The organism is Arthrobacter sp. Y81, from assembly GCF_002929335.1.
Classification (GTDB): Bacteria; Actinomycetota; Actinomycetes; order Actinomycetales; family Micrococcaceae; genus Arthrobacter.
The window spans coordinates 46,295-66,907 of record NZ_PJIL01000013.1; the positions used below are offsets into that span (position 1 = coordinate 46,295).

Annotated in this window: 19 protein-coding genes; 13 read left to right on the forward strand and 6 right to left on the reverse strand. The window is 66.9% G+C overall.

Translation table 11 applies throughout. The features are described 5' to 3' along the window. Positions 1-230: 230 nt before the first annotated feature. Complete coding sequence (locus CXQ91_RS16660; RefSeq protein WP_104175012.1) at positions 231-1,274, forward strand: glycosyltransferase family 4 protein; 1,044 nt, start codon at positions 231-233, stop codon at positions 1,272-1,274. A gap of 22 nt (positions 1,275-1,296) precedes the next feature. Here the strand turns inward: CXQ91_RS16660 and CXQ91_RS16665 are convergent, their stop codons facing one another. After that, the gene (locus tag CXQ91_RS16665) at positions 1,297-2,622 is read right to left on the reverse strand and encodes a phosphoribosyltransferase (protein WP_104175096.1); all 1,326 of its coding nucleotides are present in this window, start codon (positions 2,620-2,622) and stop codon (positions 1,297-1,299) included. A 383-nt stretch (positions 2,623-3,005) separates the two neighbouring features. Here CXQ91_RS16665 and CXQ91_RS16670 point away from each other — a divergent pair, with 383 nt between their 5' ends. The 7 genes from CXQ91_RS16670 (at position 3,006) to CXQ91_RS16700 (ending at position 10,158) form a co-directional block, all read left to right on the forward strand. Next, positions 3,006-3,749 (forward strand): GAF and ANTAR domain-containing protein, encoded by a 744-nt coding sequence (locus CXQ91_RS16670; protein ID WP_104175013.1) that lies wholly within the window; start codon positions 3,006-3,008, stop codon positions 3,747-3,749. A 174-nt stretch (positions 3,750-3,923) separates the two neighbouring features. Further along, the gene (locus CXQ91_RS16675) at positions 3,924-4,946 is read left to right on the forward strand and encodes a LacI family DNA-binding transcriptional regulator (RefSeq protein WP_104175014.1); all 1,023 of its coding nucleotides are present in this window, start codon (positions 3,924-3,926) and stop codon (positions 4,944-4,946) included. Between the two features lie 104 nt (positions 4,947-5,050). Continuing rightward, a complete protein-coding gene (locus tag CXQ91_RS16680; protein WP_104175015.1) occupies positions 5,051-6,286 on the forward strand; it encodes an ABC transporter substrate-binding protein in 1,236 nt (411 codons plus the stop codon). A gap of 9 nt (positions 6,287-6,295) precedes the next feature. Beyond that, positions 6,296-7,327 (forward strand): carbohydrate ABC transporter permease, encoded by a 1,032-nt coding sequence (locus CXQ91_RS16685; protein WP_104175016.1) that lies wholly within the window; start codon positions 6,296-6,298, stop codon positions 7,325-7,327. A 7-nt stretch (positions 7,328-7,334) separates the two neighbouring features. Continuing rightward, positions 7,335-8,195 carry a carbohydrate ABC transporter permease gene (locus CXQ91_RS16690; protein ID WP_104175017.1) on the forward strand — a complete coding sequence of 287 codons (861 nt, stop codon included), beginning with the start codon at positions 7,335-7,337 and terminating at the stop codon, positions 8,193-8,195. 56 nt (positions 8,196-8,251) lie between these two features. Beyond that, positions 8,252-9,040 (forward strand): ThuA domain-containing protein, encoded by a 789-nt coding sequence (locus tag CXQ91_RS16695; protein WP_104175018.1) that lies wholly within the window; start codon positions 8,252-8,254, stop codon positions 9,038-9,040. Beyond that, positions 9,037-10,158: a Gfo/Idh/MocA family protein gene (locus tag CXQ91_RS16700; protein ID WP_104175019.1), complete on the forward strand. Its 1,122-nt coding sequence runs from the start codon at positions 9,037-9,039 to the stop codon at positions 10,156-10,158. The genes CXQ91_RS16695 and CXQ91_RS16700 overlap by 4 nt, the downstream gene beginning before the upstream one ends. Before the next feature lie 12 nt (positions 10,159-10,170). On the opposite strand, the gene CXQ91_RS16705 is transcribed toward CXQ91_RS16700, so the two are convergent. Beyond that, positions 10,171-10,569, reverse strand: a complete 399-nt coding sequence (locus CXQ91_RS16705; RefSeq protein WP_104175097.1) for a hypothetical protein — start codon at positions 10,567-10,569, stop codon at positions 10,171-10,173. A 109-nt stretch (positions 10,570-10,678) separates the two neighbouring features. Here CXQ91_RS16705 and CXQ91_RS16710 point away from each other — a divergent pair, with 109 nt between their 5' ends. The 5 genes from CXQ91_RS16710 to CXQ91_RS16730 all read left to right on the forward strand — a co-directional run bounded on the left by CXQ91_RS16710 (position 10,679) and on the right by CXQ91_RS16730 (position 16,869). Further along, positions 10,679-13,117, forward strand: coding sequence for an HAD-IC family P-type ATPase (locus tag CXQ91_RS16710; protein WP_374953669.1), 2,439 nt, complete (start codon positions 10,679-10,681; stop codon positions 13,115-13,117). Between the two features lie 132 nt (positions 13,118-13,249). Further along, complete coding sequence (locus CXQ91_RS16715) at positions 13,250-13,426, forward strand: CsbD family protein (protein WP_104175021.1); 177 nt, start codon at positions 13,250-13,252, stop codon at positions 13,424-13,426. Between the two features lie 231 nt (positions 13,427-13,657). Beyond that, positions 13,658-14,605, forward strand: coding sequence for an ABC transporter ATP-binding protein (locus CXQ91_RS16720; protein WP_104175022.1), 948 nt, complete (start codon positions 13,658-13,660; stop codon positions 14,603-14,605). Between the two features lie 2 nt (positions 14,606-14,607). Then, the gene (locus CXQ91_RS16725) at positions 14,608-15,858 is read left to right on the forward strand and encodes an ABC transporter permease (RefSeq protein ID WP_104175023.1); all 1,251 of its coding nucleotides are present in this window, start codon (positions 14,608-14,610) and stop codon (positions 15,856-15,858) included. 27 nt (positions 15,859-15,885) lie between these two features. After that, positions 15,886-16,869 (forward strand): CapA family protein, encoded by a 984-nt coding sequence (locus CXQ91_RS16730; protein WP_104175024.1) that lies wholly within the window; start codon positions 15,886-15,888, stop codon positions 16,867-16,869. Here the strand turns inward: CXQ91_RS16730 and CXQ91_RS16735 are convergent. From CXQ91_RS16735 to CXQ91_RS16745, 4 genes are all read right to left on the reverse strand, one after another. After that, entirely contained in the window at positions 16,866-17,072 is a 207-nt protein-coding gene (locus tag CXQ91_RS16735) for a hypothetical protein (RefSeq protein WP_104175025.1), read from the reverse strand. The genes CXQ91_RS16730 and CXQ91_RS16735 overlap by 4 nt on opposite strands. A gap of 104 nt (positions 17,073-17,176) precedes the next feature. After that, positions 17,177-17,353, reverse strand: a complete 177-nt coding sequence (locus tag CXQ91_RS24780; RefSeq protein WP_181038926.1) for a hypothetical protein — start codon at positions 17,351-17,353, stop codon at positions 17,177-17,179. A gap of 205 nt (positions 17,354-17,558) precedes the next feature. Continuing rightward, on the reverse strand, positions 17,559-18,437 hold the full coding sequence (locus tag CXQ91_RS16740) for a CPBP family intramembrane glutamic endopeptidase (RefSeq protein ID WP_104175026.1): 879 nt from the start codon (positions 18,435-18,437) through the stop codon (positions 17,559-17,561). 30 nt (positions 18,438-18,467) lie between these two features. Next, positions 18,468-20,561, reverse strand: a complete 2,094-nt coding sequence (locus tag CXQ91_RS16745) for a S8 family serine peptidase (RefSeq protein WP_104175027.1) — start codon at positions 20,559-20,561, stop codon at positions 18,468-18,470. Positions 20,562-20,613: the final 52 nt, after the last annotated feature.

The window sequence follows — 20,613 nt, forward strand, 5'->3', positions numbered from 1 at the left end:
CCGGAAGGTCCGGGCTCATGCGACTCCCCAAGGCAGCGAGACTCACACGGCGGACTGCTTCACCGAGTTCTTAGATCAACCCCAGACTGATGACAACACCCTACCAAGACGGAGAGGGCCTCTCAAGGAAAAACCGACCGGGACTAAAGGCACTGGGAAGCCGTAAGCGCCGGTGGGAATCTAAATTAGCGGCAAATCGCGGCTCCCCGGATGTGAGGAGGTGATCAGGCATGCGCATCGGACTGATCGCCCCGCCCTGGTTGCCGGTGCCTCCCCCGCGTTATGGCGGCACCGAAGTGGTGGTGGACGGGCTGGCCCGCGGGTTGGTTGCCGCCGGTCACGAGGTACTGCTCGCCGCCCCGGCGGGAAGCACCTGCCCCGTTCCCCTCGTGCCGGACATGCCGAAGCCGAGCATCGGCACATCTGCCACATGGTTCGCCGGTGCGGAGCTGTACCATGTGGGCCGCGCCTATGCCGCCATGACGGATATGGATCTGGTGCACGACCACACCGTGGCGGGACCGTTTTTCCGCTACCGCCCGGCAGCCCTGCCCGTGGTCACCACCAGCCACGGGCCGTTCAGCTCGCACCTTGGGGATCTCTACCGGCTAATGGGGCCCGATGTGTCCATGGTGGCGATCTCGCATCGGCAGGCCGCCGATGCCAAAGGCATCAGCGTCGCCCGCGTGATCCACCACGGCATCGACGTGGACGCCGTTCCGGTGGGTGACGGAAGCGGCGGCTACGCGGCGTTCCTCGGCCGAATGAGTCCGGACAAGGGCCCCAGGGAAGCCATCCTCGCCGCCCGGGAGGCGGGATTCAGGCTGCTGATGTCCGCCCGCGTCCAAGGCGAGGAGGAAGCTGACTACTTCGACAGCCAGGTTGCCCCGCTGCTGGGGCCCGACGTGGAGTTCCTTGGTGAACTGACCGCAGCGGAAAAATACCAGCTGATGGGCGGCGCAGCGGCATTCCTCAACCCGATCCAGTGGCCGGAACCCTTCGGCCTGGTGATGATCGAAGCACTGGCAACCGGCACTCCCGTGGTGGGTACGGGTTCCGGTGCGGCCCCTGAAATCGTGGACGACGGCGTCACCGGCTACCTCCGCGGCACCATCCGGGAACTGGCCGAAGCACTCGTCCTGGCGTCGGCCCTGGACCGGCGAGCTTGCCGGCAGTCGGCCGAGACGCGTTTCAGCATCGGGCGCATGGTGGCTGACCATGTCTCGCTGTACCGCGAAGTGTTGCAGGGCAGGCTGCCGCAGCACGGCGGCTAGGCTCCGGGCGCGCCCGCGCCCGTCATCGCGGCCCTTCAGTTCCGCCCGGCACGAGGTAGCGGACGAACCAGTCCCTGGCCAGTGCCGCAGCCTCGGACAGCGTCCCGGGCTCCTCGAACAGGTGGGTGGCTCCCGGAACCACCGACAGCTGGTTGGGACACCGCATCAGGGCCTGGGCCCAATGGTTGAGCTCCAGCACCTCGCGGTCGGCGCCGCCCACTATCAGGAGGGTGGGCGCGTGGACGGCGGCGAGCCTCTTGCCGGCGAGGTCCGGACGGCCACCGCGCGAAACCACGGCCCCCACCCGCGCTCCGGGTTCCGCCGCCGCCCACAACGCGGCGCCGGCGCCCGTGCTTGCACCGAAGTACCCCACGCGGCTTCCGGCAGTGTCGGGCCGGCCGGCGAGCCATCCCGTTGCCCCTGCCAGCCGGCCCGCCAGCAGTTCAATGTCGAACACATTGGCACGGTTGAGTTCCTCGGCGGGGGTGAGCAGGTCAAGGAGCAGTGTCCCCAGCCCCGCCCGCTGAAGGATCGAGGCCACAAAACGGTTGCGGGGGCTGTGCCTGCCGCTGCCGCTTCCGTGCGCGAACACCACCACGGCCGCCCCCGTCGCCGGGAGGTAGAGGTGCCCCTGGAGCTGAACTGCGCCCACCTCAATCTGTACGTCCTCATCGACGCCGATCCCGTTGGCGGCGGACTGGGCGCTGTGCAGCCGTTTGGCTGCCGCGTCGAGCAGCAGCACCACTTCGTCGTCGCCCGTGGGGGAAAAGTCGCGGTAGTGATAGCCGACGGCGGTGAAGTGGCGGGGCGTTGCGAGGCATACGATTTCGTCAGCTTCGCGGAGATCCGAGAGCGTGTCTGCCGGGGCCACCGGAACTGCGAGCAGCACCTTGGCAGCGCCCAGCTGCCGGGCAATCAGGCACGCCACGCGGGCCGTGGAACCGGTGGCGATGCCGTCGTCGACAATCACGGCGGTGCGGCCCCTCAGGTCAATGCGGGTCCGTCCCTTCCTGAACCGTTCCACCCGCGTCTCGAGCACCGCGCGCTCCCGTTCCTCAACCGCTCCGAGTTCGGCTTCCGACACCCTGACGCGCGAGATGATGTGCTTGTCCAGCACGCGTGCGCCGCCTTCACCGATGGCTCCCATCGCCAGCTCAGGCTGGAACGGCACACCCAGCTTCCGCACCACAATGACGTCCAGGGGCGCATCCAGCGCCGCGGCGACTTCGAAGGCGACGGGAACACCGCCGCGGGGCAGTCCGAGGATCACGATGTTCTGGCCGCGAAGGTATTCGAGGCGCTGGCCAAGCCGCCGCCCCGCTTCAACCCTGTCCTCGAAAATACTCATCGCCAGCCGTTCGCAGTGTGACATTGGCCGCTGTCGGCGTCCGGGCAATCCATCGGTAGGCAGGGATGCGGGGAGGGGCTTCGGCGGCCGCCCTTCTCCCACTATCCGGCAGGCGGGAGCCGGGAGCGAAGGGCCTTTCGGCCCGGATTCAGAGGACACAGAGGGCATCGCTGCAGCCGCCCGCCCGGCCTCCGGTGCCCGTTGTCACACGCGACCGGAGCCCGGCAAGGGATGTATATACTTTCCCGGTACGGTTTAGCAGAGAGCCGTTGGATAGTTCTACGATCCGGCTTCTCTGCGTGCTTCCCCGCTAGTCAAATTTCGGGGTGGATGGCCGCGCTGCCGGTTCGTTTTAACCTGAACGAAACGGCAGCAAGAACATCGTGGCCAGCGAGTCGACCGGAAACAACGGAACGTCCATCAGCCAGCACCTGCACGAAATGGTGTTGAACAGCTCAGATGTAGAGGAATTCCTCCACGAACTCGCACGCGTGTCCGCGCGCAGCCTGTCCGAACCAGGGGATGCCGTCCTGTGCGGAATCACGCTGCTCCGGCACAAGAAGGCTGCGACGGTGGCCAGCAGCAGCCCGGAAGCGCAGGCCATGGACGAAATCCAGTACACCTACGGTGACGGCCCGTGCATGACCGCCTCCCGCGACCAGGAGACTGTCCACATCAGGGATCTTGCGGACCACGACCGCTGGCCGAAGTACTCGGACACGGTCCTGGGCCACGGAGTCCGGTCCATCCTCGCCGTGCCGTTCCGGCTCGACGGCGACACCCGGGCGGCGCTGAACCTCTACTCGCACCGGCCCGGCCGGTTCGAGGGCAAGGTCCTGGAGCTCGCCGAGGACTTTGTCAGCCAGACGTCCCTGGCCCTCCGGCTGGCCGTAAGGTTCGCCCACTTCAGCGAGACGGCGGCAAACCTGAAGGCAACACTGGAGTCCCGCACCGCCATCGACGTTGCCATCGGCATCATCATGGCCCAGAACCGGTGCAGCCAGGAGGAGGCCTTCCAGCTGCTCAAGGCCGCCTCGAGCGCCCGGAACGTCAAGCTGCACGGCGTGGCCGCAGCCATCGTCGACTCCCTGGGCCACGGGCCGGCCAGGACGCACTTCGAGCTGTAACCGGACCCGGCCCGCCGCCCACCCACGCCAAAATAAACGTTGCACCGGGGTGTGATGCGTGCCATACTTTTTCTCGATACGCATCGACGATGCGTATCGACACCGGATCATCCAGACCCGAAACCAAAATGGCCCGGCATCCAGAAGGCCCGGACGCACAGGAGGTGGGAAAGCATGCCAACCAGCAAAGACGTCGCGGAAGCGGCCGGCGTCGCCCAAAGCACCGTCTCCTACGTCCTGAGCGGCAAGCGGCCCATCTCGGAGAAGACCCGCAAAAAGGTCGAGGCTGCCATTGAGCAGCTGACCTACCAGCCCAACGCCGGGGCACGGGCACTCGCCAGCCGCAAGACCCGCGTCATCGGCCTGGTCATCCCTTTCATCCCTGAGCTGGAGATGGCCTCGATCATGGAGTTCGTTTCCGTAATTGCCTCCACCGCACGGCAGTACGACCACGACATCCTGCTGGTCACGGAGGACGAAGGGGCCGCCGGGCTCCGCCGCGTGGTCGGCCAGCAGATCTGCGACGGCCTGATCCTCATGCAGGTGGAAGACGAGGACGAACGGCTGCCGGTGGCCCGGACGCTCAACGTCCCGGTGCTGCTGATCGGAATCCCCCGCGATCCGTCCGGACTCGTCTGCATCGATGCGGACTTCGAAATGGCCGGCGAGCACTGCGTCCGGGACCTCGCCGCCGCCGGACACTCCGTCATCTCAATCATCGACTGGCAACCTGCCGTGGTGAACCGCCATGTGAATTATGTGGACCGGTTCATGGGCGGCGCGGACGCCGCCGCCGAGGCCCTGGGCGTTACCGTGCAGCACCTGCCGGGCGGCCCGGACCAGGCTACTATTGCCGATTCCGTGGACAGGGCCCTGGCCGCGACTGAAGGCGTGCCGGCGTTCATCGCGCCCGACCGCACCGTCCAGGACATCCTCCGCCGGGCCCTGGCCTCCAGGGGCCTCACGCCGGGGGTGAACGTCTCCATCATCGGAAGCGCCACCCCCACGCTGGCCGAACTCCAGCCCATCCCGCTCTCCACCATCGACCTGCGCCCCGCGGAAGTCTCGCGCCGGGCCGTGAAAATCATCTGTCAACTTCTCGAAGCCGACTCCCAGGGACCACACGAATCCCTGGAGTTGGTACCCACGGTCATAACGCACCGCTCCAGCACGCTCCGTCCACCCCACGGCGCCTAGCTACGCCCTCCCTGCCCAAACTTTTTATTTGACCATCGTCGATACGCATCGATGATCTGCTCTTCCGACAATTCGCCAAACCCAACAACACAAGGAAACAGACAATGAAGTCAGCACTTCGGAACAGCCGGCCGCTGGCCGTGGCCGTGACCGCCCTCGTGGGCCTGCCCATCCTGCTCTCAGGCTGCGGCACCGCCGCTTCGTCCTCCTCGACGGAGCCGGTATCGGAGATCTCCGTCATGGACTACTACAACAACGAGCCGGACAAAACCTTCATCGGCGATGCCCTGACTGCCTGCGGCACCAAGGCCGGCGTCACCATCAAGCGCGAAACGGTTCCGGGCAAATCCCTGATCTCCAAGGTCCTCCAGCAGTCCTCATCCAAGACCCTGCCTGACGTCCTGATGCTGGACAACCCGGACCTGCAGCAGATTGCGGCCACGGGTGCCTTGGCTCCCCTGGCTGACTTCGACATGAGCACCGCCGACTTCGCGCCCGGTGTCCTCAGCGCCGGCACCTACAAGGACAAGGTCTACGGACTGGCCCCCACCGTCAACACCATCGCGCTGTTCTACAACAAGGACATCCTGGCAAAGGCCGGCGTCACCCCGCCCGCCACGTGGGACGAGCTGGAGGCGGCTGCCGCGAAGCTGACGTCGGGCGACCAGTACGGGCTGGCGTTCAACGCCAACCCCACCTATGAAGGCACCTGGCAGTTCCTGCCGGTCATGTGGTCCAACGGCGGCAACGAGAAGAACATTGACACCGAGGAAACGGCGCAGGCCCTGCAGCTCTGGACCGACCTGGTGAAGGACGGTTCCGTGTCCTCCTCCGCCCTGAACTGGACCCAGGCCGACGTCAAGGACCAGTTCCTGGCCGGCAAGGCCGCCATGATGGTCAACGGACCCTGGCAGATCCCTTCCCTCGACAAGCAGGCCTCGCTGCAGTACGGCGTGGTGAAGATCCCGGTCCGGGAAGCCGGCCAGACCGTGGTCGCCCCGCTCGGCGGCGAAGTCTGGACCGTTCCCCAGACCGGCAACAAGGCCCGCCAGGCCAAGGCCGCAGAGGTGGTTTCCTGCCTCAACAGCGACGAAAACCAGCTGGCCATGGCCAAGGTCCGGAACACCATCCCTTCCAAGACCACCCTGGCCGCCAAATTCGCCGAGGAGAACCCCAAACTCGCCACCTTCACCGAACTCGTGAAGACGGCCCGCGCCCGCACCGGCCAGCTCGGCGAGGAATGGCCCGCGCAGGCCACCAAGATCTACACCGCCATCCAGACCGCGCTCACCGGCAAGGCGTCCCCGTCGGAAGCCCTGAAGCAAGCGCAGGGACAGTAGGCGGCGGCCATGTCACTGACAACTGATTTGTCGCAGGCCACTCCCCCGAACGGCAAGCCGGGCGTGGGGAAGGCCGGAGCCCGCAGACCTGGCTCCGGCCGGGCCGGATCCCGGGACGAGCCGGACGGAAGTGCTCCGGCGCCGCGGCGACGCAGCCGCCAGCGCCGCGAACGCCTCTTCCAGTGGCTGTTCCTGGTCCCCGCCGTCGTCTACATGGCGCTGTTCTTCGGCTACCCCGTGGTCAAGAACGTCGTCATGAGCTTCCAGGACTACACCACCGCCACGTTCTTCACCGGCGAAGCTCCGTGGGTGGGGCTGGCCAACTACGTAGCGGTCCTGTCGTCGTCGTTGTTCTCCACGTCCCTGCTCAACACGGCATTGTTCACGGTGGGGTCCATCCTGGGCCAGTTCGTGATCGGGCTGGCGCTGGCCATCTTCTTCCAGCGGAAGTTCCCGCTCAACGGCATCCTCCGGAGCCTGCTTCTGCTGCCGTGGCTGCTGCCGCTGATTGTTTCGAGCGCCGTGTGGCGCTGGATCCTGGACAAGGACAGCGGTGCGCTGAACCGGTTTCTGGGCGACCTCAACATCGTGGACACCGGGGTGCCGTGGCTGACCAGCACGTCGCTGGCGCTGATCGCCGTCGTCGGCGTGAACATCTGGATCGGCATTCCGTTCAACCTGACCATCCTCTACGGCGGCCTGCAGGAAATCCCCGACGAGCTGTATGAGGCTGGCTCGCTGGACGGCGCCACGGGCTGGAAGGCATTCCGGCACATCACATGGCCCATGCTCCGGCCGGTGGTAAGCGTGGTCCTGGTGCTCGGCGTCGTGTACACGCTCAAGGTCCTGGACATCATCCTGGGCCTGACCAACGGCGGCCCCGCCAACTCCACACAGACCATCGCAACGCAGTCCTACGGGCTCTCCTTCCAGGAGTTCAAGTTCGGCGAGGGCGCCGCACTGGGCAACATCCTGGTGATCATTTCACTGGTGTTCGCGGTCCTGTACCTCCGCGCCAGCCGGCGAGCCGTAGATGAGTGAGGAAACGATGACGACGACAGCCGCCTCCCGCCCGGGCCCCGCCCGTAGTTCCGGCCCCGCTGCGGACCGCAAGAACTGGGGGTCCACGGCGCTGGCTATCTTCTTCCTGGCCATCATGCTGTTCCCGGTCTACTGGATGGTCAACGCCTCGCTGCAGCCCAACGGCACCACCCTGGAAACATCCTGGCTGCCGCTGAAACCGGACTTCACCGGCTACGCCACCGCCATCAGCGAGCAGGGCGGCAACCTGGGCACCAGCCTGGTCATTTCGCTGGGCAGCGTGGCGCTGAGCCTGGCCATCGCCGCTCCGGCAGCGTACGCCCTGGCCTACTTCAAGGTCCGCGGCGCCGGCATCGTGCTGTTCGCGATCCTGATCAGCCAGATGATCCCCGGCATCGTGGTGGCCAACGCCCTGTACACCGCCTACAACGACCTGGGCCTGCTCAACTCCATCCCCGGCCTGATCCTGGCGGACTCGGCGCACGGCATTCCGTTCGCCATCCTGATCATCCGGGCGTTCATGAACGGCATGCCGGCCTCGGTGATCGAGGCGGCCAGGGTGGACGGCGCCGGCCATATCCGCGCGTTCTGGTCCATCGTGCTGCCGCTGAGCCGGAACTCGCTGATCACTGCCGGGCTGTTCACCTTCCTGTTCGCCTGGAGCGACTTCCTGTTCGCCCTGACCCTGACCACTACCGAAGCCGTCCGGCCGGTGACGCTGGGCATCTTCCAGTACATCGGCGCCTACGTGAACGACTGGAGTTCGGTCATGGCGACGGCGGTGCTCGCCTCCATTCCGGCCATCATCCTGCTGGTCGCGGCCCAGAAGTACATCGCGGCGGGCACAACCGGCGGAGCCGTCAAATAAAAGCGCCGTCAAATAACGCAGTCCCTGAACCCTTCACTACTTTCCAAGGAGAAACCATGAACCCGCAAGCAACCCCGCAGGACGGCACCGTCCGCGTCACCGTCTGGAGCGAGAACCGGCACGAAAAGCGCGACGAGCTGGTCGCCCGCCTCTACCCCGCCGGGATGCACGGCGCCGTCAAGGCCGGCATCGAGGAAAACCTTGGCGCCAAGGCCAGCGTCCGCACCGCCACGCTGGACGAACCCGAGCACGGCCTCACCGAGGAGGTCCTGGCCAACACTGACGTCCTGACCTGGTGGGGGCACATGTCCCACGGCGACGTGGAGGACGAGATCGTCGAACGCGTCCACCGCCACGTACTGGCCGGCATGGGCCTGATCGTGCTGCACTCCGGGCACTGGTCCAAGATCTTCACAAAGCTCATGGGCACGTCCTGCACGCTGCGCTGGCGTTCCGAGCAGGACCGCGAACTTGTCTGGACCGTGGACCCCACGCACCCCATCGCCAAGGGCGTGCCGCACCCCATCGTGATCGACCAGCAGGAAATGTACGGCGAGTTCTTCGACATCCCCACCCCCGAAGAGCTCGTGTTCATCAGCTCCTTCAGCGGCGGCGAAGTGTTCCGTTCCGGCTGCACGTTCCGCCGCGGCCACGGCAAGATCTTCTTCTTCAGCCCGGGCGACCAGGACTACCCGGTGTACCACCACAAGGACGTCCGCCGCGTCATCGCGAACGCCGTCGAGTGGGCCGTCACCGACCGCCCCGAGCGCGCCTACCCCGAGCTGCTGCGCTACGAGACGAACGACTTCTTCAACGGCAAGAGCTACCAGGGGGCCACCGCGTGAGCACCCCGTTCGCCACCATTTCCGAGGACGGAACTCCCCTGCGCGTCGTCGTCGTCGGCGCCGGCGGCATGGGCCGCACCTGGCTTCGGACCGTGGAAGAGTCACCGTTGGTGGAACTGGCCGCCATCGCGGACCTTGACCTTGGTGCCGCCCGCGCGGCGGCCGCCGCCGTCGGACGCCCGGACCTTCCGGTCGGGACGGGCACCGCCGCACTGGCGGCCGACGTCGGAGCGCGGGCCGTCATCAACGTCACCGTCCCGGCCGCGCACCACCCGGTGACCACCGAGGCGCTGTCCGCCGGCCTGCCGGTCCTGGGCGAAAAGCCGGTTGCCTCCACTGTGGCGCAGGGCCTGTCCCTTGCCGCCGCCGCCGAAGTGTCCGGCCAGCTCTTCATGGTCAGCCAGTCCCGCCGCTACAACCGGCAGCTTTTCGAGGCGAAGCGCCTGGCCGCCTCGCTGGGCAGCGTCGGGATAGTTTCGGCCGAGTTCTTCAAGGCCCCGCACTTCGGCGGCTTCCGCGATGCCATGGACCACCCGCTCCTGCTGGACATGGCCATCCACCAGTTCGACATGGCCCGGTTCCTGCTCGACGCCGACCCGGTCTCCGTTTTCTGCGAGGAATACAACCCATCGTGGAGCTGGTACCGCGGAGATGCCGGGGCCAGCGCCATCTTCGAGATGACCGGCGGCGAACGCTTCGTTTTCACCGGCAGCTGGTGCAGCCCCGGACAGGAGACGTCGTGGAATGCTTCATGGCGGATCAGCGGCGAACACGGCACCGTGCTGTGGGACGGAGACAACGAGCCCACGGTGGAATCCGCCGAAGCCACAGGTCCGGCAACCAGCCACGACCCCGGCCAGGAAATCGCCGGCTCGCTGCGGGACTTTGTGGCGGCGCTCCGCACCGGGAGCACCCCGATGGGACGGGTCCACCGCAACATCATGAGCCTGGCGATGGTGGAGGCCGCCGTGCTCAGCGCCTCCACCGGAACCAGGGTTTCCGTCGATGCCCTGTTGGAGGAGTCCCATCGGCAGGCCATCCTGGAAGAGCGCGATCCCGGCGCACTGGAGGTCCTCAAGTCCTGGCCTTCAGCCCGGGCGGCCCTGTCCGCGCCCTAGGCTGTCCGCGCCCTAGAACATCGGCAGCAGGAAGCCGGCAACCATGGCCGCCGCCCCGATGCCGGTCAGGATCCAGCCAAGGACACCGGCTGCCTCTCCGCGGACCTCCGGGGCGGTGGTCCGCCAGCTGGTGGGGGTCTTCACCGCGTAATGAATGGTGACGGCGTCACCCGGGGCCATATGCCGGATGTCATGCGGGGACATGGGCGCGTTGTGAACCTGGTAATGGTGGTCGTACCAGCGGAAACCGACGCCGCTCTCGTCGGAGTAGACCACTCCCTCCGAGTGGGTCCACTGATCCTCGAACCGCCTCATCGTCCCCACGACCACGAGGAGGATCAGGCCGGCAGGCAGGCAAATCCAGGTCAGCACTTCCAGGATGGGACCTGCAATGTCGAGAACTCCGGGCATGATCATGATGGTACCGTTCCCGTGCGCCTGATGCGGGCCACATCCGCCGGGCCCTCCAAAGCGGGCCACGGGCCGGCCGACGTGCCACACTATGGACTACGAGCGGCACATGCCTAAGGGAGCAACACACATGGTGACGGGGCAACGCACCCACCGGTTTGGCAAAGCCAGGTGGCGCGGCAACGGCCTGTCCAGTGCGGACGTCTCCGAACGTGTCCGCGGAGGTTTGACCAATCTGGTCTCCAACGCATCAAGCCGCAGCCTGTGGGACATCTTCCGCGCGAACGTCCTGACCCTGTTCAATGCCATTGTGGCTGGGAGCTTCGTGCTGCTCCTGGCCTTGGGGCAGTGGCAGGACGCCCTCTTCGGCTTCGCCGCCGTCGGCAACGCCGTCATCGGGGTGGTCCAGGAGTACCGGGCCAAGAAGTCGCTGGACCGGCTTGCGGTGCTGAACTCCCCGCACGCACGGGTCCTGAGGGACGGCGCCATCCAGGACATTCCGACGGCCGAGGTGGTCCTTGACGACGTCATCCTGCTCTTCGCCGGGGACCAGGTGCCCGCGGACGCCACCGTGTTCGACGCCAACGGGCTGGAAATCGACGAGTCCCTGCTCACCGGCGAATCCAACCCCGTGGACAAAGAAGCGGGGTCCGAGGCCCTGGCCGGGTCCAGTGTTGTAGGCGGCCAGGGCCGGGCGCAGGTTGTCCGCGTGGGGGACGACTCCTTCGCCGGCAAGCTCACGACGGCGGCCAAGCGTTTTTCCCTGGTGAACTCGGAAATCCGCACCGGCCTCAACCGGGTCCTGCGCTGGATCACATGGGGCCTCCTCCCTGTCATGGCCGTCGTTGTCAACGGGGAGATGCACGCCCAGGGAGGCTGGAGCCAAGCGCTGGCCACGGGGGCCTGGAAGACCGCGGCGGTGGGCGCCGTGGCCAGTGTCATCGCCATGGTCCCGCTGGGCCTGGTGCTCATGGCCAGCGTCGCTTTCGCCCTGGGCGGGCTGCGGCTCGCGCGCGACAAGGTCCTCATCCAGGAACTGGCAGCCGTGGAAGGGCTGGCCCGGGTGGACATGCTTTGCCTGGACAAGACCGGCACCCTCACTGAAGGACGAATCATTTTCGACGGCATGCACGACGCCGGCGCCGCGCCGGTGCAAGGGTGGAAGGAGGCGCTGGGCTGGTTCGGGGCCGACCCCGATGCAAACGCCACCGCCCGCTGCCTCGCCGCCGTCTACAAGGACGACGGCGTCCCCCGCCCGGTATCCTCCGTCCCCTTCGCGTCGTCCCGGAAATGGAGCGCGGTCAGCTTCAACGACGGGTCCGCGCCCGGCACCTGGGTGCTGGGCGCCCCGGAACTCGTCCTGGAGTCCACGACCCCGGGACACGTCCAGGCCCTGGCCTCGGCGGCCGGGCTGGCATCGTCCGGCCTCCGGACCCTGGTTTTGGCCCATGCCGGGCAGCCCATGGCAGCCCGGGAAGCGGAGGAGGCAGCCCTGCCGTCCGTGCTGGTGCCTGCCGCGTTACTGACATTCCGCGAAAAGATACGGCCCGACGCCGCCACGACCCTCGCCTACTTCCGGAAACAGGGCGTCGACCTCCGCATTATCTCCGGTGACGATCCGCGGACCGTGGCGGCAGTCGCCCGCGACGTAGGCCTGGACTCCACTGACGGCTACGATGCCCGCGAACTGCCAGAAGATCCCGAACTCATGGCGGACGTCCTGCAGGACCACAAGGTATTCGGCCGGGTCACCCCCGCGCAAAAGAAGGCCATGGTCGCTGCACTGCGCAGCCGGGGCCACGTGGTGGCCATGACCGGTGACGGCGTCAATGATGCCCTGGCGCTGAAGGAGGCGGACGTCGGGATTGCCATGGGCACCGCCGCCGCGGCCACCAAGGCCGTCTCCCGGCTGGTGCTCTTGGACGGCCGATTCGACAGGCTTCCCGGCGTCGTGGCTGAGGGAAGGCGGGTCATCGCCAACATCGAGCGCGTCTCCATGCTGTTCCTGGCCAAGACAGCGTATGCCATTGCCCTTTCGGTGGTCTTCGGCGGTTTGCTGTGGGGCTTTCCATTCCTGCCGCGACAGCTCTCCGCCACCGACGGGCTCACCATCGGCATCCCCGCTTTCTTCCTCGCCCTCATGCCCAACGCCCGGCTCTACAGGCCCGGCTTCCTCAAACGCTCCCTGACGTTTGCCGTCCCCGCCGGCCTCATCATCACTGCGGCCGTCCTTACACTGAATACCTATGCGGCGATCGCAGGCGTGTACGGGGAGGACTCCGTGCGGACCGGGTCGGTCATGGTGCTCGCTCTGGTGGCACTCTGGGTGCTCGTGGTGCTTTCCCGGCCACTGAACCGCTGGCGTCTCCTCATCGTCGCCTCAATGTATGCTGGCCTCCTCGCGCTGCTCACCGTCCCCGTCATCGCAGACTTCTTCGGCATCTCGTGGCCCCCGGACGAGCTCCGCAACGCCGCCCTGCTGGCGGCGCTTGGCGGGTGCGCCGCCGTCGAGATCGTGTTCCGGTTACGCCGCCGCCTCAACATATGACGCGGTGCGGACCGCGACGCCATGGACGCACAACTGCGTATGGCACTGCTGGAAGCCGGTTGCACCTAGGGTGGAGGGGCAACGGTCGGCATCCGCCCGCCTGCGACTGATCAACTGATTGAGGATACAAACATGGGTTTGGGCGACAAGATCAAGAACGCGACCGAGAAAGCAATCGGCGAGGCCAAGGAGGCATTCGGCAAGCTGACCAACAACAGCAAGCTCGAGACCGAAGGCAAGATTGATCAGGGCACGGCCGACGCGAAGCACGCCGCCGAGGACGTCAAGGACACCATCAACGACAAGTAGTCGTTACCTGATGGCCGGGCCGCGGAGACTTCCGCGTCCCGGCCATTTTTTATGCCCCGCCGGAGGGAACGGCTCGAGTTGCCTTTCCGGGTTCCGTTCCAGCTTCTGGACACACGGCCGGGACCTTCGCCCCTTCCGTTGGGGAGCATCCGCAGCCAGTCTGGTCACATGGCAGCCTGCCCCGGGGGAACAGACACCGGCGGGCAATGATCGGCACAGGCGGCGACAGCCATGGACGAGGCAGTGGTCCACATCAGCGGCTTCCGGATGGACTTCGCGGGCACCACCGTGGTCCGCGACCTCTCCTTCGACGTCCGGGCCGGCGAGACCTTCGGATTCCTCGGCAGCAACGGCTCAGGAAAGACCACCACCATCCGCGCGCTCCTGGGCCTCTACGAGCCCACGGCAGGGGTCCTGCACGTCAACGGGCGGCCCTTCAAACCGGAACACGGCAGCCGGCTGGGCTACCTTCCGGAGGAACGCGGGCTCTACAAGAAGGAAAAGGTCATGGACGTCATGACCTACTTCGGCCGGCTCAAGGGAATGGACCGGCACGCCGCGCGGCAGTGGTCCCTGGCGTACCTGGACCGCGTGGACCTGTCCGGCAAGGCCGCCACCCAGGTGGACAAGCTCTCCAGCGGCGAGCAGCAGAAGGTCCAGCTCGGCGTAACCATCATGAACCGTCCCGAGCTCCTCATCCTCGACGAACCAACCAAGGGCTTCGACCCGGTGAACCGCCGGCTGCTGATGGACATCATCGCGGAGCAGAAGGCCGACGGCGCCACGGTGGTCATGGTGACGCACCAGATGGAGGAAGTGGAGCGGCTCTGTGACCGCATCGTCCTCCTGAAGGACGGCACGTCCGAGGCCTACGGCACCATCGATGAGGTCCAGAACAGGTACGGCGGCAGGGTTGTCCGAATCCGGCACTCAGGGCGCATTCCGGCCTCGCCCCACTATGCGGTGACGCTGGACGAAACCAACTATGCGGAACTGTCCGTCTCGGACAACACCGATGAAGCAGCCATCCTGCGGGAACTCATGGACGCCGGCGTGGTGGTCCGCAGTTTCACCACCACCAAGATCTCGCTGGAGGACATCTTCATCCGCGTCTACGGCGAGCAGAACACCCCGTCGTCGCCAGTCGCCACCGGCGTGGGCATGAGGGCGGGGGCTTAGCCGTGGCACAGCACAATCTGGGCACCGTGATCAGGTTCGAGTTCGTCCGTACTGTCACCAAGCCGCGCTTCTGGATCGGCACACTGTCCGTACCCGTCATCATGGCCATCGTGTTCGGGCTGATTTTCCTCAGCAACACCAGCAGCAGCACCGCCGCCGAGGCCCAGCGGAACGCCCAGTTCAGCATCTCCTACGTGGATGCCTCCGGCCTGATCACTCCCGCCGACGCCGCCGCGTTCGGCGCCACTGCGGCGGCGTCGTCCGAAGCCGGGATCCGCGACGTCCGGTCCGGTGCGGTCGAGGCCTTCTACGAGTTTCCGGCACATCCCGAGAACACCGCAGTGAAGGTGTTTGGGGCGGACAAGGGGGTGTTCGAGAACGGCAAGTACGCCGCCGTCGCCCAGGCCATGCTCGCCCGCGCCGTCGCCATGCGGATCGGCTCACCGCAGCTGTCCAACCTGGCGGCCGGGACTGTGCAGGTGGAAACCGTCACGTACCAGGGCTCCGAAGTGGCCGGGGGCATGAACTCCGTGATTCCGCCACTTGCCTTCCTGGTGGTCTTTTACGGACTTGTGGTGCTCCTCGCCGGACAGATGCTGAATTCCACGCTGGAGGAAAAGGAGAACAGGGTCACCGAGATGATCCTGACCACGCTGAAGCCCACCACCCTCATCACCGGCAAGGTGCTGGCCCTGTTCATGGTGGGCGTTGTGCAGGTGGCCGTTTTCGCGTCCCCCGTCCTGATCGGCGCGCTCTTCTACCGTGACGCCCTGAACATCCCCGAGTTCGAGGCGTCCCAGCTGGTCTTCGACCCCGCCCGGATGGGCGTTGGCTTCCTGATCCTCGTGGGCGGCTTTGCCCTGTTCACCACCACCCTGGTGGCCATCGGCGCCGTGATGCCCACAGCCAAGGAGGCCGGTAATTTCATGGGCGTCATGATCGCCCTGATCTTCATTCCCTTCTATTCAGTCAGCCTGGTGGTCTCCGAGCCGCACTCGCCCATCGTGCAGGTGTTCACCTACTTTCCGTTCTCCGCGCCGGTCACGGCGCTGCTGCGGAACGCCTTCGGCTCACTTGGCATCTTTGAGGCAGTGGTGGTGATTGCCATCCTCTACGTCGGGGCCGCAGTGATGCTCCGTGTGGCCGTGCGACTCTTCCAGTACGGCTCGATCTCTTACACCTCAAAGGTCCGCATCAGGACCGCCCTCAAAGCGGGGTCCCGGCACGCCGTGGCCGGCCCGGCGGAGCAGTAGGCGTACTTTCGGAGGACCGGAGGCGCAATGCGCTTGGTATTGCTGGGTGACGTGATGCTGGGCCGGCTGGTGAACCAGCGGCTCACATCAGCCACGCCTGCCTTCCCCTGGGGCAACACGCTTCCCGTCCTGGCGCGGGCGGATATCAGGTTCGCCAACCTCGAATGCGTCCTGGCCGACGGCGGGACGCCGCAGCCAGGAAAAGTGTTCCATTTCCGCTCGGACGCCCGGAACGTGGCCGTCCTGACGGCGGCCGGCATCAACGTCGTATCCCTCGCCAACAACCACGTGCTGGACTACGGGGCGGAGGCGTTGCGGGAGACCCTGCCAGCGCTGGACCGCAGCGGAATCCTCCACGCCGGGGCCGGGACAGACCAGGCCACCGCCCGCCTGCCCGCGATCAGGCGGGTGGGCCAAACCGCCGTCGGGTTCATTGCCTTCACGGACAACCAGCCGGACTGGGAGGCCGGGCCGGGGCGGCCCGGGGTCTACTACGTGCCGGTGGACGAACCTGTCCGGGACGACGCCCGGGTCCGGGAGCTGCTGGCGCTGGTCCGCCGCACCAAGGCCCGCACGGACCTGCTGGTGGTTTCGGCGCACTGGGGCGGCAACTGGGGAGCCGATGTGCCGCCCGGGCACCGGCGCCTGGGCAAATCCCTGGTCGACGCCGGGGCGGACGTGGTGTTCGGGCACTCCGCCCATATCTTCCGCGGCGTGGAGATCCACCGCGGCCGGCCCATCATCTACAGCGCCGGCGACTTCATTGACGACTATGCCGTGGATGCCGGGGAGCGCAACGACCTGTCCTTCATTTTCTGCGTGGAAACCGCCGGCGGCGTGCCCGTCCGGCTGCACCTCCATCCGACCGTCATCACCGGTTTCCAGGCGCGGCTGGCCGGAAAAAGCGCGCAACGGATCGCAACACGGATGCAGGGGCTTTGCGCCGGGCTGGGAACACGGAGTGCGTGGTCAGCCGAAACGAACGTGCTGGAAATACCGGTAAGCAGCTAGTCCCGTTTGTCCCGCTCGCTGAATTCCTCGTCGAGGTCGTAGTGCCGGAATTCGGTCTCCGGGTTCGGTTCGCCCTCGGCCACATATTCGTAATCGAGTTGGCGCTGGATCTGGCTGTCGAGGACCTGAAGTTCCGTGTCCTCGACCGTGGTGAGATCCTCCGGGAAGTCGTCTTCCGGAGTGAGATGCAGCTTCTCTGACATGTGGGGCCTCTCTTGGCCAGGAACTGGGGTGCTGCTGTGGCAGCATCCTGACTTCCCCAGATTATCCGCACCTGCCAGTGGGCGGAAGCCCGGCGAGCGGCAGCCTAGCCGGCGGAAGCCCCGGCGCCGGCCTTCCCGCGCCATGCCACCACGAGCAGCCAGCCGGCCCAGGCAAGCATCAGCACAATTCCGCCCAGCGTGGCGGCGATGGCGGCGCCGAACAGCAGGAGTGCCGCTCCCAGGACGAAGCACTGGTAGCTCCGGACCCCCACTCCAGCCATCGGACATCCTCCGCAGCGGCGAACCGCAGGGCCTTCGCCCCGTCGGCAGCGCCGGCCCAGGCCGAGGGCCCGTGCCGCACACTGAGGGCGTAGCCAGCACACCGGCGAGGATCAGCGCTGCGGACAGCCGCAGGTCCGGCCGGCGAAGCCTGCTGCTGTCCCGGGAATCTTCCATGGCCATCGCTTCCTCCCCGCCATCAGGCAGCTAGGGGTTTGCGGGCCTGACCGGCCGGATACGCCGCCGGCGCAGGGCATGTCCGCTGCTGCCCTGGCCGGTGGTCGGGGACCTGACGGCGAGGTAGGCCGCGACCGCCGCGGTCAGCACCACCACCGCCGGGATGAACTGCCACCAGTCCACTGTGTCCATGCTTTGGGACGCATTCATCGACCCATGCAGGAGGCCCAAAATCAGGATGCTACCGCCTGTTGAGATATAGGCCAGGCCCAGCAGGTAGCGCGCCACGAGGGCGAAGCCGAAGAGGACTCCCCACGAGAGGGCAACGTCCGCCCACGGCGTGGCCGCGAATCCGCGCTCCGCGAAGGCCTGGGGCAAATGGATCAGGGCGAAGGGAATGGCGGTCAGGAGCGAGCCTGCGAGGACGCCCTTCCGTTCCATCAGCCGCCGCTGGACCACCCCCGCCCACGCCAGTTCCTCCCAGATGTTGCCCAGCACGGCGCCGATGACCACGGCCTTCAACAGGTAGAGGCCGGCGGTGGCGGCCCACCCGCTGCCCGGCTCCCGGAGCGTACCGGTCACGACGGCGGTCAGCAACGTCAGGACCGGCAGGGCCAGCAACGCCATGACATACCAGCCGGCGCCCACGCGCCAGCGGACCACGCCGCTGAACAGGCGGCGAACCCCGGGGCGGCTGTCCGTTGCCGCCGTGACGAGGACCGCGGCCCCGAGCAGGACGAGCAGTTCCACCAGGAGCCCGGGAGTGACGTCCTGCAGCAACAGGATGGCGAGGCACTGCGCGAGCCATGCTGCCGGGATGGCAAGCAACAGGAACGCGGCGACGGGGTGCGCCGCGATCCGGGAACGGATGCTTCCGGCGGGTGCGGGTGCAGTGGATTCAACGCTCATGGGTGCCTCCGTTCAGGCTCTATATCAATGTTAGGACAGCCGCCACACGTAGGCGTAGGGCTGCGGGAACTGGGTGATCCGGAAGGCCCGGACCACGATCTTGGCCTCCCCCGGCGGCATGCCCGTCCAGAGGACCTGTTCCACGTTGTTCCGGTGGTCGAAGCCGGCGGTGATGCCGGAGTTGCCGTGGCGTTCACTGCCGTCGGCCGCGAGCACAATGAGGTCCAGGTCGTTCTGCAACTGGGGTCCGGGCGGATCAGACCACACGAGGGTGATCTTCAGCGTCACCCCGGCGGCCGTGAGTTCCGGGGCCCCGGCCGGTCCCCGGTTCCGTCTCCCTTTGGCGGCTACCTTGGGGACCTCCTCGGGGATGTCGATGGTGAAGGAGTCCTCCTCCCCCTGCTCCAGCGGGCCCCCTTCGCCCAGGCCCGCATTACCGGGCTGCCCGGGAAGGACCACGGACCGGGCCAGGTTGACCCTGCCCCAGCCGGAGTTCCCGTTCGGTGATTCCCCGGCCTCGCTGGGGTTGTACTGTCCCGGCAGCTCGTCGGCGCCGTTTATCAGGAGGGCTTTGACCAGGGCCGCGCTGGGCTCGCCGAGTCCGTTCTTCACCAGGGTTTCACGCAGCACCGCGGCGCAGCCGGCAACCAGCGGGGTTGCCATGGAGGTGCCGGAATCGAAAAAGAACAGCGGGTCCGTGGACGTGCCGAAGGTGTTGCCCATCGGGGCGTTCCGTGAGAGCGCGGACAGGATGCTGGTTCCCGGCGCCACCACGTCGGGCTTGATGCGGCCCTCCATGGTGGGCCCCCGGCTGGAGAAGGCCACCATCCCGTCCGGGTTGTTCGCCTGTTTGTCCCGCTTGACCGGATTCGCGGGGAAGTCTCCAGGCCAGTAGGTGCCGTAGGACGGCGCGAACTCCTTGCGGAGGCTTTCGCTGGCGCCCACGGTGATGCAGTTCTTCGCGGCGGACTGGGAACCGATGGAGTTCGAGTCCACCACTCCGTCGCTGTTGCCGTCCACGCCGTCGTTCCCGGCCGCAAAGCAGATCACCTGGTCCTGGTGGTTCCAGACGAACTCGTCGATCTCCCGCGAGCTGGCGTCATACGGAAGGTTGAGTCCGGGGACGCCCCAGGAGTTCGTGTGCACGCGGGCGCCGTCGTCGTACGTCTTTTGGAAGAGGTCGTTGAGGTTGACCGGGATGCCGCCGAGGCCGCCGTTGGAGTCGAGGACGCTCTGGAGGATCAGCTGTGCCTCGGGTGCGGTTCCCTCAATGTCCCCGCCCATGGTGGCCGAGTTTCCACGGCCCAGTACGGAGCCTGCGACGTGGGTGCCGTGGCCGTGCGGATCGTCCGTCTTGTCCGGCGCTGTCCGGCCCAGCGCGTAGAGCACCTGGACCCGCCCGGTGAACGCCGGATGCGGATTGGCGGCGTCGCCGGTATCGAATCCGGTGTCCGCCACCGCCACCACCTCGCCGCCCCCTCGGTAGTCTGTCCCGTTGAGCTGGACCTCGGCATTCAGGATTTCCCGTGCCACGTTGTTGAAGAGCTGGCGGTCGCGCACCGGGTGGATCTCGCGGATCTCATCGATTCTCGCGAGGTCCGGGAGCTGGCCCACCGAGGTGGTGATCCGCAGCTTGCCCGGTGTCACCGCCACCGCGTCCGGCTCCACCCGGGCTGCCGCGGCAACCCGCGCGATCAGGTCCGGGGTGGCCTCGAGACCCGGGTGCAGCAGCAGGTCCACGCGTTCCAGCCGGCGGTCCGGATGCGGTTCGTGGTCCGCCAGCGACCGGACGCTGCCCGTGTCCGCGCTGCGCGGCAGCAGGGGCGGCGGGATCTTGAAGACGCGGGAGTAGACGTCCGCCCAGCTCACGAACGGCAAAGCCCGCACGCGGTTCAGGTCTTCCGGCGGGAACGCGGCGAGGTAGGTGTTGTCCGAGACGTATTCCTGCATCTCGACGTCGATGCCCGCAAGTTCAGCACGCTGTTCCGCGGTCAGCGGCTCGGCGGTCTGGATGAGGATGTGGTCCGACTCCGACGCGTCCTCGGCGACCAGCCCGGCGTCACGCAGGGCACGGTTCTGTTTGATCGGATCAATGGTGATGCCGTTGATGGTGATTTCAGACATGGAGTTGTGCCCCCTGCCAGCCGTCGGCAACTGCCTCGGCACCCGGCGGCCG

Bases quoted from the DNA above. Each gene is read 5' to 3' on its own strand.
- CXQ91_RS16735 (WP_104175025.1), bottom strand. From the start codon at position 17,072: ATGTCAGAGAAGCTGCATCTCACTCCGGAAGACGACTTCCCGGAGGAT.
- CXQ91_RS16745 (WP_104175027.1), bottom strand. From the start codon at position 20,561: ATGTCTGAAATCACCATCAACGGCATCACCATTGATCCGATCAAACAG.
- CXQ91_RS16705 (WP_104175097.1), bottom strand. From the start codon at position 10,569: ATGCCCGGAGTTCTCGACATTGCAGGTCCCATCCTGGAAGTGCTGACC.
- CXQ91_RS16720 (WP_104175022.1), top strand. From the start codon at position 13,658: ATGGACGAGGCAGTGGTCCACATCAGCGGCTTCCGGATGGACTTCGCG.
- CXQ91_RS16665 (WP_104175096.1), bottom strand. From the start codon at position 2,622: ATGAGTATTTTCGAGGACAGGGTTGAAGCGGGGCGGCGGCTTGGCCAG.
- CXQ91_RS16715 (WP_104175021.1), top strand. From the start codon at position 13,250: ATGGGTTTGGGCGACAAGATCAAGAACGCGACCGAGAAAGCAATCGGC.
- CXQ91_RS16740 (WP_104175026.1), bottom strand. From the start codon at position 18,437: ATGAGCGTTGAATCCACTGCACCCGCACCCGCCGGAAGCATCCGTTCC.
- CXQ91_RS16680 (WP_104175015.1), top strand. From the start codon at position 5,051: ATGAAGTCAGCACTTCGGAACAGCCGGCCGCTGGCCGTGGCCGTGACC.
- CXQ91_RS16710 (WP_374953669.1), top strand. From the start codon at position 10,679: ATGCCTAAGGGAGCAACACACATGGTGACGGGGCAACGCACCCACCGG.
- CXQ91_RS16690 (WP_104175017.1), top strand. From the start codon at position 7,335: ATGACGACGACAGCCGCCTCCCGCCCGGGCCCCGCCCGTAGTTCCGGC.
- CXQ91_RS16675 (WP_104175014.1), top strand. From the start codon at position 3,924: ATGCCAACCAGCAAAGACGTCGCGGAAGCGGCCGGCGTCGCCCAAAGC.
- CXQ91_RS16660 (WP_104175012.1), top strand. From the start codon at position 231: ATGCGCATCGGACTGATCGCCCCGCCCTGGTTGCCGGTGCCTCCCCCG.
- CXQ91_RS24780 (WP_181038926.1), bottom strand. From the start codon at position 17,353: ATGGCTGGAGTGGGGGTCCGGAGCTACCAGTGCTTCGTCCTGGGAGCG.
- CXQ91_RS16730 (WP_104175024.1), top strand. From the start codon at position 15,886: ATGCGCTTGGTATTGCTGGGTGACGTGATGCTGGGCCGGCTGGTGAAC.
- CXQ91_RS16685 (WP_104175016.1), top strand. From the start codon at position 6,296: ATGTCACTGACAACTGATTTGTCGCAGGCCACTCCCCCGAACGGCAAG.
- CXQ91_RS16695 (WP_104175018.1), top strand. From the start codon at position 8,252: ATGAACCCGCAAGCAACCCCGCAGGACGGCACCGTCCGCGTCACCGTC.